Genomic DNA, 14,798 nt, shown 5'->3' with positions numbered 1-14,798 from the left:
CTCCCATGTTTCGTCCCGTTTCATCGCGCCTGAAACTCGCCATCGCCGCCCTGCTGATCGGCACGTCCGCCCCCGCGCTGGCCGCGCCCAAGGAATATGTGATCGAGATCGAGGTGCCCAAGATCGGCGTCGCCGAATATCACAAGCCCTATGTCGCGGGCTGGGTCGAAGATGCCGAGGGCAAGGCGGTCAGCCATCTGCTCGTCTGGTACGACCAGAAGAAGCGCGAGAATGGCGGCAAGAAGTGGCTGCCCGACATGAAGACCTGGTGGCGCAAGGGCGGCCGCAGCCTGGCCGTGCCCGCCGACGGCGTGAGCGGCGCGACCCGTGCGCCGGGCCGTGCGACCATCGCGACCCCGGCGGCATCCTCGCCGCTGGCCAAGCTGCCCGCCGGCCACTATGCGTTCGTCGTCGAGGCGTCGCGCGAGGGTGGTGGCCGTGAGGTCGTCAAGGCGCCTTTCGCCTGGAAGCCGGGCGGCACCGTGTCGGCCGTGGCCAAGGGCACGGGCGAACTGGGCGAGATCAAGCTGTCGTCGCGCTGACGCCAGCCTGACACCTGACCTGACATTCGCGACCATGGCGTCCGCACCCACCCCAGACGAACAGGAGCGCCGGGTTTTCCTGCCGCCGGTCATGCCGGAGGATCTGGAAATCCCGGATGGCGAATGGCTGCGCCTGTCCGGCGCTATATTCGGGACGGGCTGGCAGGTGGATGTGGTGCGGGATGCCGCCGCACAGCAGGCGGGCGATGACGCCCGCTGGCTGGAGGCGCTGCGGGGACGCATCGCGGATACGTTGGAAACCATCGACGCGCAGATGAGCCCGTGGCGCGATGCCTCCGACCTGATGCGCTTTAACCGGGCGGGGGATGGCGAACGCTTCCCCCTGCCGGAACCGATGCGGACGGTGGTGGCCCATGCCATCACCGTCGCGGACCAGAGCGGCGGGGCGTTCGACCCCACGCTGCATGACGCCGTGTCCCTATGGGGGTTCAGCGCGACGGCGGTGGCGCAGGGCCTGCCCGATGCCGAACGGCTGTCCGCCATCGCCGCAACCCGGCGGGACTGGCGCGACCTGGGCTTCGACGGGACGGCGATTATCGCGCGCGAGGGCCTGACGCTGGACCTGTGCGCCATTGCCAAGGGCTTTGCCGTGGATGCGGCGATGGCCGTCATCCGCGCCGACCCGGACGCGCGCTCCGCACTGGTGGAGATCGGCGGGGAACTTAAGGGCTGGGGCGTCCGCCCCGACGGCATGCCCTGGTGGGTCGGCATCGAGCAGCCGGGCGATGACGCGGAGCCGGTCGTGGCGGCGCTGTGCGATTGGGCGGTGGCGACGTCGGGCGATTATCTCCGCACATTTCATCATGATGGCGTGGATTATTGCCACGCCATCGACCCGCGTACATTGGCCCCGGTGCGGTCGGGCGTGGCGAGCGCGACGGTGTTCGACCGGGCGTGCTGGCGGGCCGATGCGCTGGCCACCGCGCTGATGGTGATGGGGGCGGAGCGGGCGCAGGCGTTTGCCGACGCGCAGGCGATCCCCTGCCTGCTGGGCGTGCGGACGGACGGCGGCGGCGTGGCAAGCCATATGAGCGCGGCCATGCGGGACTGGCTGGACGATGACGACTGATCCCGTTCACTGGATAGCGGCGGGTGCGATCCTGCTGCTGTGGCTGCTGACCAGCACATGGTGGCTGCGTCCCCGGCGGGGGGCGGCGGTGCCCGGCGATGCGACGCTGATCCTGCACGCCTCCCAGACCGGGCAGGCGCTGGAACTGGCGCAGATGACGCTGCGGCGACTGCTGGAAGGCGGACAACATGCGGTGATGATGTCGCTGGGGCAGGCCGGGCCAGAACATCTGCGGGCCAGCGAGCAGGTGCTGGTCATCGCCTCCACCACCGGCGTGGGCGAGGCGCCGGACGAGGCGCGGGCGTTCGTGGCGCGGCACCTGTCGGGGAAGGACGGCGAGACGCCCGACCTGTCCGGCGTGCGCTATGCCGTGCTGGCGCTGGGCGACCGGAAATATGCGGATTATTGCTCCTTCGGCCGGGCCATCGACGACTGGCTGGGCGCGGCGGGGGCGAAGGCGCTGCACGAGCGGATCGAGGTGGACGACCTCGCGCCCGAAAGCCTGGCGCTGTGGGTGCGGCTGCTGGACGCGCTGGGCGCGGTGGAGGCGTCCGCGCCGCCCGCGACCCTTTATCACCCATGGCGGATCGTGGCGCGCGAGCATCTCAATCCCGCCGGTGACGAGAAGGATGTGCCGGGCCTGTACCGCATCGCCCTGCAACCGGAGGATGGCGCGCTGCCCGACTGGCAGGCGGGCGACCTGTTCGAGATCAGCACGCCGACCGGCCATCGCCGCGACTATTCGGTGGGGAGCCTGCCGGACGAGGGCGGCGTGACCCTCTATGTCCGCGAAGTGCGCGACGAGCAGGGGCGGCGGGGCGAAGGGTCCGGCCTGCTGATCGAGGCGGTGCCGGTCGAGGGCCTGCTGTCGGCGCGGCTGCGCGACCATGCGCCCTTCCACCGCGCGGCGGGGGATGGCCCCTTGCTGCTGATCGCGGCGGGGTCCGGTTTCGCGGGCGTTCGGCCGCACGCCATCGAGGCGATGCGCGCGGGGCGGCCGGTGTGGTTGATCCTGGGCGAGCGCCGCCCGGACATTGACGCGCGCACGATCGAAGAGGCGCAGGGATGGGCGGATGCGGGGCGGATCGCCCGGCTCGACCTCGCCTTCTCGCGCCTGCCCGACGGGCGGGGGCGCTACGTTCAACATGCCATCGCGGCGGACGGGGCGGCGCTGGCCGCGTGGCTGGGCGCGGACGGCGCGATCATGCTGTGCGGCGGGCTGGCCATGGGCAAGTCGGTCGAGGCGGCGCTGGACGGTGCGCTGGGCGACGGCTGGCTGGACGCGGCGCGGGCCGCCGGGCGTTATCATTCGGATTTATACTGAAAGACCGGCCGGACAGGGGGCTTGGCTCCACCGGCCGCATTGAAAGGGAGACTGACGATGAACACCAGACTGCATATGCCCCTGATGGCGCTCGTCCTGATGGCGGTGCCGCTCGGTTCCGTGTCGGCCCATCGCCAGTGGATCCTGCCGTCGCAGGCGGTGGTCGACGAAGAGGGCAAATATGTGACCTTCGACGCGGCCGTCTCCGAAACGCTGTTCGATTATGACAGCTTCCCGATCAAGTTGGACACGCTGGTCATCACCGGTCCCGACGGGCAGCCGGTGCAGCCGGAGAATGTCTCCAACGGCAAGCTGCGCGGCACGTTCGACGTCAAGTTGCCCAAGGCGGGCCTGTACCGCGCGGCCATCGTGACCGCCGCCGTCAACGCCTCCTACAAGCTGGGTGAGGAAACCAAGCGGTTCCGCGGCACCGAGGCCGAGTTCAAGACGGCCATCCCTGCGGAGGCGACCGACGTGGTGGTGAGCCGGACCGAGGGCCGGGTCGAGAGCTTCGTGACCGTGGGCGACTCCGTGGCGGTGACCCCGGTGGGCAAGGGTCTGGAGATCCTGCCGCTGACCAGCCCGGCGGAGAATGTCGTCGGCACGGCGGCGAAGTTCCGCGTGCTGGTGGACGGCAAGCCTACCCCTGATATCGACGTGACGGTCGTGCCGGGTGGCGGCCGCTTTCGCGGCAATCTCGGTGACAGCTCGGTCAAGAGCGACGCCAAGGGCGAACTGACGATCAAATGGGCGACGGCGGGCAATGTCTGGCTGGGCGCAAGCTGGCCGCCGCGTCCGGCGGGCGTGCCGGGTGGTCCCGGTGGCCAGGGCGGTGGCGCTGGTCGCGGCGGTCCCGGCGGTCCCGGTGCGGGCGCTCCCGGTGCGGGTGGTCCGGGTGCGGGTGGTCCGGGTGCGGGCGCTCCCGGTGCAGGTGGTCCGGGCGCAGGTGGTCCGGGTGGTGGCGGTCGTGGCCCGGCCGCACCGCGTCGCCTGAGCTACACCGCGACTTACGAAGTCTCGCCCTTCTGACAGGGTTTGCGCCGGGCGGGATGGCTCGCCCGGCGCATTGCATCCTGTCGTCATTCCATGCCGGAGTCGCCTGCCGTCCGGCGCCGGATCACCATATCAGGCCAGCGATGGCCACCGTCGATCCGATGAAAAAGTCGAAGATGGCGCAGCAGATCAGGAGTAGCGCCGCGCGTTCGAGCCGTCTGGCCCGTTTGCCTGTCCGGCGTTCCCGTTGCACATCGGGCGTCATGGCCCGCATCTCCCAGACGCTGCCCCAATAAAGCTTGGCAAGGGAGGTGAAAAGAAGAGCCATAATCGCGAGAGTGACGCCAAACAGATAAAATGCTGCGGATACGGCGCAGTATTTCTGTATGATCTCAAGATCGGTGATGGGGTGGGCGGCGTTGGCTACAATCAGGTTTGTGAGGGCGGCCAGCATGGATAAGGAAGCGGCGCCATTCGCTGCGAAGATAATTTGTCCGCACATCCTCAAGGATTGAGAAAATTGGGAGAAATCCTCGATCGCGCGAGAGTGATATTGTTCTGATCCCTTTGACCGATTAAACATTCCGCTGCTCATCCCCATTGCACCCGTCCGACAGGTCTGTTCGCGATCGCCTGGCTCATGTATTCTCTATAGTCAGTGGTTCATCTCTTCTGTTCGGATGGATACTTCAATCAACAGTTGTCTGCAATTGGCCGACCAGTGCGATTGTGAACCATTGGTCACGATCATCTTCTCCCTTGTCGTGGTAGAATTCGCCCTGCGCCAGATCAGGTCCGGCGCAAAACCCCTGTCCATCGCGCAAGCCCTTGCTCGCCCCGCCAGCATCCCTATGAAGGGCGCGTGACTGCCTCTATCGTTATCGGGACGGACGCCAATGGCGGGCCGCTATCCATGGACATGGAAGAATTGCTGGCGACCCGGCTGCTCGTTCAGGGCAACAGCGGGTCCGGCAAGTCGCATCTGTTGCGCCGCATGCTGGAAGAGAGCGCGCGCATGGTGCAGCAGATCATCATCGACCCGGAGGGCGATTTCGTGACGCTGGCCGATCCGTTCGGCCATGTCGTCATCGACGGTGCGGCGCATGACGGGCGCGGGATCGAGCGGCTGGCGGCCAAGGTGCGGCAGCGCCGGGCATCCGTCGTCCTGGCGCTCGACGGGCTGGACCTGGAGGCGCAGATGCGGTGCGCCGCGCAGTTCCTGTCCACCCTGTTCGATGCCCCGCGCGAGCATTGGTATCCCGCTCTGGTGGTGGTGGACGAGGCGCAGATGTTCGCCCCGGCCTCCGCCGGGGATGTGTCGGACGAGATTCGCCGCCTGTCGCTGGCCGCGATGACCAACCTGATGTGCCGGGGGCGCAAGCGCGGCCTCGCGGGCGTCATCGCGACGCAGCGCCTTGCCAAGCTGGCCAAGAATGTGGCGGCGGAGGCCAGCAACTTCCTGATGGGCCGCACCTTCCTCGACATCGACATGCAGCGCGCGGCCGACCTGCTGGGCATGGAGCGGCGGCAGGCGGAGCAGATCCGCGATCTGGAGCGGGGACGTTTCCTCGCCCTTGGCCCCGCGATCAGCCGCCGTCCCGTCTCCGTCCGCATCGGCGCGGTGAAGACCAGCGCGCGGACCTCCAGCCACAGCCTGATCCCGCTGCCGGACGCGCCGGGCGACGATTTCCAGGATTTCCTGACCGAAGCGGAGGAGGTGGAGGTGCAGCCGATGTTCCTGCTGCCGCAGGGCACGCCGCCGTCGATGGACAGCACCGTGCTGCTCGACCGGCAGGAGGATTTCAGCCCCGCCCTGCCCGAACCCGCGTTCGAGGATCGCCCCGCCGTGGCCGAGCCGGAACCGGATGTGGAGAGCGCCGTGGCCGCCGTGCTGGCCGACATGGCGGCGGAGGAGGATTGCACCTATCAGCCCGCCGCCGTGCTGTTCCAGGATTTCTCCGTCCGGTGCCGCATGCACCGCATCGCGCGACCGGGGTTGGACCTGCCCGCCTTTCGCCGCCGCTTCGCCATTGCGGTGGCCGGGCCGATGGACGCGGACAATGCGCAATGGCGCGAGGCGCTGCGCCTGTCCACGCGGGTGCCGGACGACCTGATCTCCTGCTTCCTGCTGCTGGCCCGCGCGGCGATCGGCGGGGAAGTGTGCCCGGATGACGCCCAACTCGCCCGCGCCTATGGCACGCGGTCGGTGGGGCGCATCCGCCGCCTGCTCGACTATCTGGAAAAGACGGGGCTGATCGTGGTGCGGACCGATTTCGGTGGCCGCCGGTCGGTGGGTATACCGGAACTGGGCCTGTCGACCGCCGCGTCGGAGGCGTAAGGGGCGGGGTCAGGGCATTGTCAGGTGGGCCGGTGACGGTCGACGCTCGGACAATGCGGCATCGACAAACTAGAGTACGGCCCCGTTCGCGCGCAGGCTTTCCGTTACGCGCCCGACGGCGAGGGCGAGCGGGTCATTCTCCCCCAGCACCGCGAAACTGCCGTTCAGCGCGAAGACGCAATGGCCATGGACCGTCGCGATCAGGGAGCGGGTGAGCGAGGCGACCGCCGGCGCCGGGGTGCCGGGCAGGACAGCGGCGACTTCGCGCGCGACGACGGTGGTGAGGGCGGACCGGGCGTCGGCCAGCAGGGACGGCATCGGCACGTCGGGCGGCAGGCGATGTTCATAGATGGCGGCCCAGCGATTGAGATTGTCGCGCGCAAAGCCGAAATAGCCATCGACCAGTCGCACAATGCGATCCGGCCCGTCCGCACCATGCAGGTGGGATTCCAGAAAGCCGGTCCATTGGCGGAAGGTCGCGCTGTTGATCGCCACGACCAGGCCATCGACGCCGTTGAACAGGTTGACGACGGTGCCGACGGAATAGCCGATCCGCTTGGCCACTTCGCGGGCGGAGAAACGGGCATAGCCGCCCTGGGCCATCAACTGGCCGCCTGCGTCGAGGATCATCGCCTCCTGCTCGGCGCGGCTATGGTCGGATCGTCTGCCCATGACCCTGCGCTACCAGATCAATTATACACCGTCCATTTTATAAATTGAACATCGTCTAATTTCTGTGTAGGACGGGTGGGTCATCAAGGGGTCCGGTCATGGAAGCCATGCTGTTTATCGCCATTATCGTGCTGGGCGTGTTGCTGTTCGACGCGCGCTCCCGCCTGAAACGGGTGGAGGAGCGGCTGGCGGAGGACAGGCTGGCGGAGGATAGGGGCGCGCGGATGGGCGCGTCGCCATGGGACAGCCGCGCGTCCGCGTCCGCGTCCGGCGGCCCTGCGCGTATCCGGGCGGAGGCGGTTCCTGCGCCGGATCAGGGCGGGGTGGAGCCTCTGACGGCGACGGTTGCGGGGGTCGTGGCTTCACCGCCGGTGCCGGAGGATGTCGATCCCCTGCGGCGGAAACCCGCGACCATCGTTGACGAGGCTGCTCCGGCCGGGCCGGTGCCTGTTGGGCCGGGGATCGTCAGTCCTGTTCAGGAGGCGGAACCGGCGTCGATGGAGAACGGGGTTCCTCCGGCCGAAGGAATTTCAGACGGCGCGGCGAGTCCCGCCGATGCTGTGGCGGCAGGCGCGCGGGCGATGGCGCAGGAGAGGCAGGGTGCAGCCGCCTTTGCCGGTGCCGTCGATGCGCGTGCGCCGACGCCGCTGGGCGCGGGCGCGAAGTTCGAGGATCTGTTCGGTCGCAAGCTGCCGATCTGGGCGGGCGGCATCACGCTGGCGGTGGCGGGGGTTCTGCTGGTCAAATATTCCATCGACGCGGGGCTGTTGTCGCCGGTCGTGCGGGTCGTCTTTGGCCTGTTGTTCGGGGCCGGGCTGATCGCGGGCGCGGAAGTGGCGTTGCGGCAGGATGCGCGGGTGGGCGATCCGCGCGTGCGGCAGGCGCTGTCCGGCGCGGGCATCGCGACCCTCTATGCGGCGATCGTGGCGGCGGCGAACCTCTATGCCCTGATCGGACCGGCGACGGCGTTCGTGGGGCTGGCGCTCGTCACCGCGCTGGCCATGGCATTGTCGGTTCGTTTTGGTGCGCCCAGTGCGATCCTTGGCCTTGTCGGCGGCATGGCCGCGCCCGCGCTGGTGGGGGAAGGGCCGCCTAATGTGCCGCTGCTGTCCGCCTATCTGGCGCTGGCCATCGGTGGGCTGACCACCCTGTCGCGGCGGCAGAAATGGGCGTGGCTGGGCGTGGGCGCGCTGGTCGGCGGCGCGGGCTGGGGCGGGATATTGCTGCTGACCGGCGCGCTGGATTTCGCGACCAGCCTGTCGCTGGGCCTGTTGCTGCTGTTGCTGGGCGTCGGATTGCCCGCCGTGGCGTTCAGCGGGGCGCGGGCGACGGTGCTGCGCATGGGCGCGGCGGTGGTCGCGGCGGCGCAGATCGCGGCGCTGGTCGCCAAGGGCGGGTTCGAGCCGCTGGTCTGGGCCTTTTACCTGTTGCTGGCGGGCGCGATGGTGTGGCTGGCGTGGCGGGAGGAGCGGTTTCGCCCGTTGCCGCCGGTCGGGTTGACCATCGGCCTGCTGCTGGCCGCCCTATGGCCGCAGCCGCCGATGGGGCAGTTTGCCGCCGTGCTGCTGGCGCTGGGCGCGATCCATGCGGGACCGGCGCTGTGGCGGCTGTGGCGCGCGGGCGGGTCGATGATCGAGGCGGGGCAGGTGATGGGGTTCGCGCTGGCGGGCCATGCCATCACGCTGTTCCATTATCATGCGCCGGGTGGCGCGCGCGACGGAGCGCTGGCGCTGCTGGCGATCGCCGCCGCCGCCCTGCCTGCGTTGGGGGCAGGGTTGGGCTGGACGCGGGAGCGGGGGAGCGATGCGCGCTTTGCCGGGCTGGTGCTGGCGTCGGCGTTGCTGCTGGCGGTCGCGGCGTTGATCGGCCTGCCGCACTGGCTGGTGCCGGTGGGTCTGGCGGTGCTGGCCGGAGGGCTGGTGCTGCTCGCCCGTGCGGCGGGAGATCGGCGGGTCGAGCAGGGGGTGGCGGCCTTTCTGGCCGCCGCCGTGCTGGCGCTGCTGATAACCGCGCCCAGTCCCGACGAATGGGGCAGGCTGGGCGGAGAGGCCGGGAACGCGCCGGTCCTTCGCGCGGTGCTGCGCTGGGGCGTGGTGGCGCTGGCGGCGGGGCTGGCGGCGCTGCGCCTGACGGTGCGCAGCCGCGGGGCGGTGGCGCTGGTCGCGGCGGTGATGGCCTATGGCACGGTGGCGCAGGTCGTGCCTGTCTGGAGCCTGCCGCTGGTCGCGAGCCTTGGTGCGCTGGGCGTGGCGCTGGCCGGTCGGCGGCTGGCCGACGCGCCGTGGCGGTTCGCGCTGGGAGGCTTTGGCGGGATTGCGCTGCTGTGGGCGATATGGCCCTTTGCCCAATGGGCCGGGTTTGCGCTGGTGTCGCTGGTCGGCGAGCCGATGCTGGTGACGGGGTTGCCGTCGGTGGTGGGCGTGGTCACGCGGCTGGGGGTTCCGGCGGGCGTGGTGCTGTTCCTGCTGTGGCGCGGATTTGCCCGTGTGGACCGGCGCGCGGACCGGCGCATGGGCCGGGTCGGGGTGGTCGCTGTCGGGCTGGTCGGCGTCGCGGCGGCGCACGGCCTCTACAAGCATCTCTTCGCGCTGGGCGACATGGCGGATGTCGTGCGGCTGGGACTGGCGGAGCGGATAGTGTGGGAGGCGGTTCTGCTGGGGATCGGCGTGGCGGTGTGGCGTTGGCGCGGATTGCCTCTGGTCGCGCTGGCCGGCGCGGGCGCGGCGGTGGCGCACGGCGTCTGGTACGGCCTGATCCTGTTCAACCCGTTGACGCGGGACGTGGCGGTGGGACCGTGGCCGGTCGCGAACCTGCTGCTGCCCGCCTTTGCAGTGCTGTTTGCCGGGCTGTGGGTGATCGAGCGCACGCTGCCCCAGTGGCAGGCGGCCGGCGCGCGGATCAACGGCGTGGCGCGGATGATCCTGATCCCGCTGTTCGCCTATGCCAGCCTGCGCCAGCTTTTCTGTGGCAGCCTGCTGGTCGGGACGCCGGTCGGCGGGGTGGAGAGCATCGGCGTGTCGGTGCTGGCCATTGGGATCGCGGTCGGGTTCCTGCTCTGGGGTATCCGTAGCGGGCGGCATGACTGGCGGATCGGGTCGCTGATCCTGATGCTGGCCGCCGTGGCCAAGGTGTTCCTGATGGACGCGGCGGGGCTGGAGGGATTGCTGCGTATCGCATCCTTCCTGGCGCTGGGATTCAGCCTGATCGGAATCGGCTGGTTGTACAGCCGATTCCTGCGCAGCGATCAGGGCTGATCCGGCACCGGCTTGCGCGTCGTCCAGAGCGAGGCCACCACGCCCCCGATGATGAGGGCGAGGGTGATGCCGAGGCTGAGTGTCGGCGGGAACTTCGCGCCGCCCATCAGGAAGTCGGCGACGAAGATCTTCGCGCCGATGAACACCAGCACCGCCGCCAGCGCATAGCTGAGCAGGTGAAAGCGATGGATCATCGCGGACAGCGCGAAATAGAGGGCGCGCAGGCCGAGGATCGCCATGATGTTGGACGTATAGACGATGAAGGTATCGGTCGTGATCGCAAAGATGGCGGGCACGCTGTCCACCGCGAAGACGAGGTCGGCGAGGTTGATGACGATCAGGGCGAGGAGAAGCGGGGTCATCGCCCACGCCATCCTGCCGGTTTTCGTGTCCGGGGTTTTTACCAGAAAGTGATGGCCGTGCAGCTCCTTCGTCACGCGCAGGTGCCCGGACAGCCAGCGGACCACCGGATTCGCGCCGATGTCCGCCTTCTCGTCCGCGCCGCCCAGCAGCATCTTGATGCCGGTCAGGATCAGGAAGGCGCCGAAGATGTAGAGAACCCAGTGGAACTGCTCCACGATGGCCGCGCCGACGCCGATCATGATCCCGCGCAGCACGATGACCGCGACGATGCCCCACACCAGCGCGCGATACTGGTACAGGCGGGGGATGGCGAAATAGCTGAAGATCAGGGAGATCACGAAGACATTGTCGATCGACAGCGCCTTTTCGATCACGAAGCCGGTGTAATATTTGAGGCCGAGGTCGGCGCCCTTCTCCGCCCACACCCATGCGCCAAAGGCCAGGGCGATGGAAATGTAAAAGAGGGAGAGCAGCAGGCTCTCCTTGATGCTGATTTCATGGTCGCGGCGGTTGAGGACGCCGAGGTCGAAGGCGGTGAGCACGCCGACGAGGGCGAGAAACGCCAGCCAGAACCAGGCGGGCGTGCCCAGCCAGTCCATCATGAGCCAGTCCATGGCCCGATCCTTTCATAAACGGTTCGCGAGGACGCCCCGGCCCCATGGCGGGGCGCTGGAGGCGAAGAGGGTCGGCCGACGGACAGGGGTGGGGGTCTGTCCGCCGGCCTCTGACGGCCGGCGCGGGGGGGCACGGCCATGCCGCCAATCTTATGTCGCGAGCTGTGGGATCGGGTCGACGTGGAACAGGGCGTTCAGCCTGTTTCGTGTCACCAACGCCATGCGTTTGAGTCGCAATAGCCGGATAACATTCGGATTTCTACGGGATAATTCCGTGCGGACTTCCGTGTCGAGCCACTGGCGACGGCTGAGAAGGCGGAAAATACGGTCGTACATGAGCCACTCCAACAGGCATGAGATACCTAATCGGGTGCCGGTGAACGATGAGCCGAGAGAAAAACACGCCAGACCCATGCACCGGTTTCCCGATGCGGTCCGACATCACGAGTTGTCCATATTGAGACAGTCTCGCCAGAGGGGCCCGGCCCGCAAGAGAGAAACTATACACCGGCCGCCGGGTTTCAAGGGGCGGCAAATAAAAATGGCAAGCCGGGCCGCAGGGGACTGTCGAGGGGGGCTGTCGAGGGGGTGCTGTCTAGGGGATGGGGGCTTGCCGGATGATTGGGGAGATGATCGCGGCGCAATTGATGGTGAACGGCATCGGGTGACGGGGCGCTTGCTGCTATGGCGGGGTATGCGCTTTCCCATCCTGTCGCTCGCGACCCTCCTTATCGCCTCCTCCACCCTCGCTCAGGGGGGCGCCCATGCACAGGGCCGCGCCGCGCCCTTCACCGTCGCGGAGACGGGCGCGGGCTATGGCCGGTTGCAGGAGGCGGTGGACGCCATCGGCGGGGGCACGGGCACGGTGGAGGTCGCGCCCGGCACCTATGGCGATTGCGCCGTGCAGCAGGGCGGGGCCATCCGCTATGTCGCGGTCACGCCGGGCACGGCGGTGTTCAGCGGCGGCATTTGCGAGGGCAAGGCGGCGCTGGTGCTGAACGGGCGGTCGGCGCGGGTCGAGGGGCTGATCTTCGAACGGATGGCGGTGCCGGACGGCAATGGCGCGGGCATCCGCCTCCAGACGGGCGATCTGGTGATCGACAACAGCATCTTTCGCGACAGCCAGCAGGGCGTGCTCACCGCGACATTCCCCGCCGGATCGGTCGTCATCAACCGGTCGACCTTCAGCGGGCTGGGCCGGTGCGACCAGGATCTGGACTGCGCGCACAGCGTCTATATCGGTGCCTATGGCAGCCTGACGATCACGCGCAGCCGGTTCGATTCGGGGCGTGGCGGCCATTATGTGAAGAGCCGCGCGCGCCGGGTGCGGATCGTCGACAACAGTTTCGACGACAGCCGGGGCCATGAAACCAATTATATGATCGACCTGCCCAATGGCGCGACGGGAGAGATCAGCGCCAACGAGATGGTGCAGGGCCGGAACAAGGATAATTACAGCACCTTCATCGCGCTGGCGGCGGAGGGGGCGAAGCAGCCGTCCACGGGCCTTTCCATCACCGGCAATGGCGCGCATTTCGTGCCGGGGCTGGAGCGCAGCAGCAACCTGCTGGCCGACTGGACGCATGAGCGGATCGTCGTCGGCGGCAACGACCTGTCGCCTGGCATAGCGGTGCGGGTGCAACGCTGAACCCCGGCGGGGGGCGCGTTTCGACGTTCGGCGGGACCATTCGTGCGTTGCGGCGTGCGACATTTTGCCCCAAGGGTGGCTGACAATGGCGGAACCACGGAAAAGACGGGCGCGCGACCCCGAAGCGACGCGCGCGATCATATTGGAGGCGGCGCGCACGCTGCTGGCCAAACATGGCCCGGAGGCGCTGAGCCTGTCGGAGGTCGCCCATCTGGCCGGGGTCAACCGCGGCACCGCCTACCAGCATTTCGAAACGCGTGAGAAGCTGATCCAGGCGACGGCGGACTGGGTCGCGGACAAGCTGTTCCGCGCGGTGTTCGGTGACCCGGAAACGCTGGAGGAACGGCGGATCGAGGAGGTCGACAACGCCGACCTGACCGACCGCATGGCGGAATTCGGACGGCAGAACCCGGAATTGTGCCGCATCTGGCTGCTCCAGCTCCTGTCCTCGCCGGAGCCGGAGAACGACCCGTTCTGGCGCGAATATCATGGGTCGCTGCAACGCTTCACCAAGACCGACCTGGCCGAGCCGGGCATCGATTCGGAAGTGCTGTCCGTCACCATATTGGCCGGCGCTTTCCTGTGGCCGATCTGGGCGCGCGCCCATTCACGCGACGAGGGCGAGCGCGAGACGCTGGCCAAACGCTATGCCTACGAAACCTTGCGCCTGTCGCTGCATGGCACGTTGCGGGCGGAGAAGTTTCCGGCGGTGGCGGAGCGGGTGGACAGGACGCGGGTGCATATCGCCCGGTTGAACGCCGAATCCGGCGAAGGCTGAGCCAGCCGCCAGCCGACCGTCCCGGCGCGCTTCGCCCACGCGGTCAATCGACCCGATGGGCGAATTTGTCTTGCGCCTCAAATTGTCCTTCTGCACAGACCGGAGCGCGTTCGGCTGCATAGGCTTTCGGCCGTTCAACCCATTGAAGAGAGGCAAACAGCATGTCGTTTTCCGCAATCGTGATCGACAAGGGCGATGCAGGCCAGACCGTCGCTATCCAGCAGGTCGATGAAGCGCAGCTTCCCGAAGGCGATGTCACCATCGACGTCGAATATTCGACGCTGAACTATAAGGACGGCCTCGCCATCACCGGCAGTTCGCCCGTCGTGCGCAAGTTCCCGATGGTTCCCGGCATCGACCTGGTCGGCACCGTGCGCGAGAGCAGCAATGGCGAGTATAAGGCTGGCGACAAGGTCGTGCTGAACGGCTGGGGCGTCGGTGAAGGCCATTGGGGTGGCCTGTCGCAGGTCGCGCGCCTGAAGGGCGAATGGCTGATCCCGCTGCCCGCCGCTTTCTCGCCCAAGCAGGCCGTCTCCATCGGCACCGCAGGTTACACGGCGGCGCTGTGCGTCGACGCGCTGGTCAACTTCGGCGTGACGCCGGATCAGGGCGAGATCCTCGTCACCGGCGCGACCGGCGGCGTTGGTTCGGTGGCGATCGCGCTGCTCAAGAAGGCCGGCTTCACCGTCGCCGCTTCGTCGGGCAAGGCGTCGGAGCATGAGTATCTGACCAAGCTGGGCGCGACCACGATCATCGACCGCGCCGAACTGTCCGAGAAGGGCAAGCCGCTCCAGAAGGAGCGTTGGGCCGGTGTGGTCGACAGCGTCGGCAGCTTCACGCTCGCCAACGCGGTCGCGCAGACCAAGTATCGCGGTGCGGTTGCGGCCTGCGGTCTGGCACAGGGCGCCGATTTCCCGGCGACCGTCATGCCCTTCATCCTGCGCGGCGTCAGCCTGCTCGGCATCGACAGCGTGAACGCGCCCAAGGCGCCGCGCCTTGCCGCATGGGATCGCCTTGCCAAGGATCTGGACGCCAGCGCGCTGGAACTGATCGCGGCGACCGAAATCGGCCTGAGCGACGCCATCCAGGCGGGTGCGGACATTCTCGCGGGCACCGTGCGCGGTCGCATCGTGGTGGACGTCAACCGCTGAGCCATATCGGCTTGATCTGAGAACAGGGACC

Annotated in this window: 12 protein-coding genes; 9 read left to right on the top strand and 3 right to left on the bottom strand. The window is 68.2% G+C overall.

The window, feature by feature from the left end:
- Positions 1 to 5: 5 nt before the first annotated feature.
- Genes LWE61_RS10130 through LWE61_RS10115 form a run of 4 tightly spaced genes read left to right on the top strand, consistent with a single transcriptional unit; the run spans position 6 to position 3,985 of the window.
- Entirely contained in the window at positions 6 to 542 is a 537-nt protein-coding gene (locus LWE61_RS10130) for a DUF2271 domain-containing protein (RefSeq protein ID WP_234149941.1), read from the top strand.
- A gap of 34 nt (positions 543 to 576) precedes the next feature.
- Positions 577 to 1,632 (top strand): FAD:protein FMN transferase, encoded by a 1,056-nt coding sequence (locus LWE61_RS10125; protein WP_234149940.1) that lies wholly within the window; start codon positions 577 to 579, stop codon positions 1,630 to 1,632.
- Positions 1,622 to 2,956: an NADPH cytochrome P450 oxidoreductase family protein gene (locus LWE61_RS10120; RefSeq protein ID WP_234149939.1), complete on the top strand. Its 1,335-nt coding sequence runs from the start codon at positions 1,622 to 1,624 to the stop codon at positions 2,954 to 2,956. Before LWE61_RS10125 ends, LWE61_RS10120 begins: the two co-directional genes overlap by 11 nt.
- A gap of 57 nt (positions 2,957 to 3,013) precedes the next feature.
- Positions 3,014 to 3,985, top strand: coding sequence for a DUF4198 domain-containing protein (locus LWE61_RS10115; RefSeq protein WP_234149938.1), 972 nt, complete (start codon positions 3,014 to 3,016; stop codon positions 3,983 to 3,985).
- Positions 3,986 to 4,073: 88 nt separating this feature from the next.
- Here the strand turns inward: LWE61_RS10115 and LWE61_RS10110 are convergent, their stop codons facing one another.
- Positions 4,074 to 4,544, bottom strand: coding sequence for a hypothetical protein (locus LWE61_RS10110; protein WP_234149937.1), 471 nt, complete (start codon positions 4,542 to 4,544; stop codon positions 4,074 to 4,076).
- A 267-nt stretch (positions 4,545 to 4,811) separates the two neighbouring features.
- Here LWE61_RS10110 and LWE61_RS10105 point away from each other — a divergent pair, with 267 nt between their 5' ends.
- Positions 4,812 to 6,287: a helicase HerA domain-containing protein gene (locus LWE61_RS10105; RefSeq protein WP_234149936.1), complete on the top strand. Its 1,476-nt coding sequence runs from the start codon at positions 4,812 to 4,814 to the stop codon at positions 6,285 to 6,287.
- A gap of 69 nt (positions 6,288 to 6,356) precedes the next feature.
- On the opposite strand, the gene LWE61_RS10100 is transcribed toward LWE61_RS10105, so the two are convergent.
- Complete coding sequence (locus LWE61_RS10100) at positions 6,357 to 6,959, bottom strand: TetR/AcrR family transcriptional regulator (protein WP_234149935.1); 603 nt, start codon at positions 6,957 to 6,959, stop codon at positions 6,357 to 6,359.
- A 98-nt stretch (positions 6,960 to 7,057) separates the two neighbouring features.
- On the opposite strand from LWE61_RS10100, the gene LWE61_RS10095 reads away from it, so the two are divergent.
- The gene (locus tag LWE61_RS10095; RefSeq protein WP_234149934.1) at positions 7,058 to 10,213 is read left to right on the top strand and encodes a DUF2339 domain-containing protein; all 3,156 of its coding nucleotides are present in this window, start codon (positions 7,058 to 7,060) and stop codon (positions 10,211 to 10,213) included.
- Here LWE61_RS10095 and LWE61_RS10090 read toward each other — a convergent pair.
- Positions 10,204 to 11,190, bottom strand: coding sequence for a TerC family protein (locus tag LWE61_RS10090; protein ID WP_234149933.1), 987 nt, complete (start codon positions 11,188 to 11,190; stop codon positions 10,204 to 10,206). The genes LWE61_RS10095 and LWE61_RS10090 overlap by 10 nt on opposite strands.
- 610 nt (positions 11,191 to 11,800) lie before the next feature.
- On the opposite strand from LWE61_RS10090, the gene LWE61_RS10085 reads away from it, so the two are divergent.
- From LWE61_RS10085 to acuI, 3 genes are all read left to right on the top strand, one after another.
- Entirely contained in the window at positions 11,801 to 12,838 is a 1,038-nt protein-coding gene (locus LWE61_RS10085; RefSeq protein WP_234149932.1) for a right-handed parallel beta-helix repeat-containing protein, read from the top strand.
- Between the two features lie 85 nt (positions 12,839 to 12,923).
- Complete coding sequence (locus LWE61_RS10080; RefSeq protein WP_234149931.1) at positions 12,924 to 13,616, top strand: TetR/AcrR family transcriptional regulator; 693 nt, start codon at positions 12,924 to 12,926, stop codon at positions 13,614 to 13,616.
- Between the two features lie 161 nt (positions 13,617 to 13,777).
- Positions 13,778 to 14,767, top strand: a complete 990-nt coding sequence (acuI, locus tag LWE61_RS10075) for an acrylyl-CoA reductase (NADPH) (RefSeq protein ID WP_234149930.1) — start codon at positions 13,778 to 13,780, stop codon at positions 14,765 to 14,767.
- The last annotated feature ends 31 nt before the right edge of the window (positions 14,768 to 14,798 follow it).

Source organism: Sphingobium sufflavum, assembly GCF_021403115.1.
GTDB classification, from domain to species: Bacteria; Pseudomonadota; Alphaproteobacteria; order Sphingomonadales; family Sphingomonadaceae; genus Sphingobium; species Sphingobium sufflavum.
The sequence above is the reverse complement of the archived record's forward strand: the minus strand, read 5'-3'. Positions and strand labels throughout refer to the sequence as shown.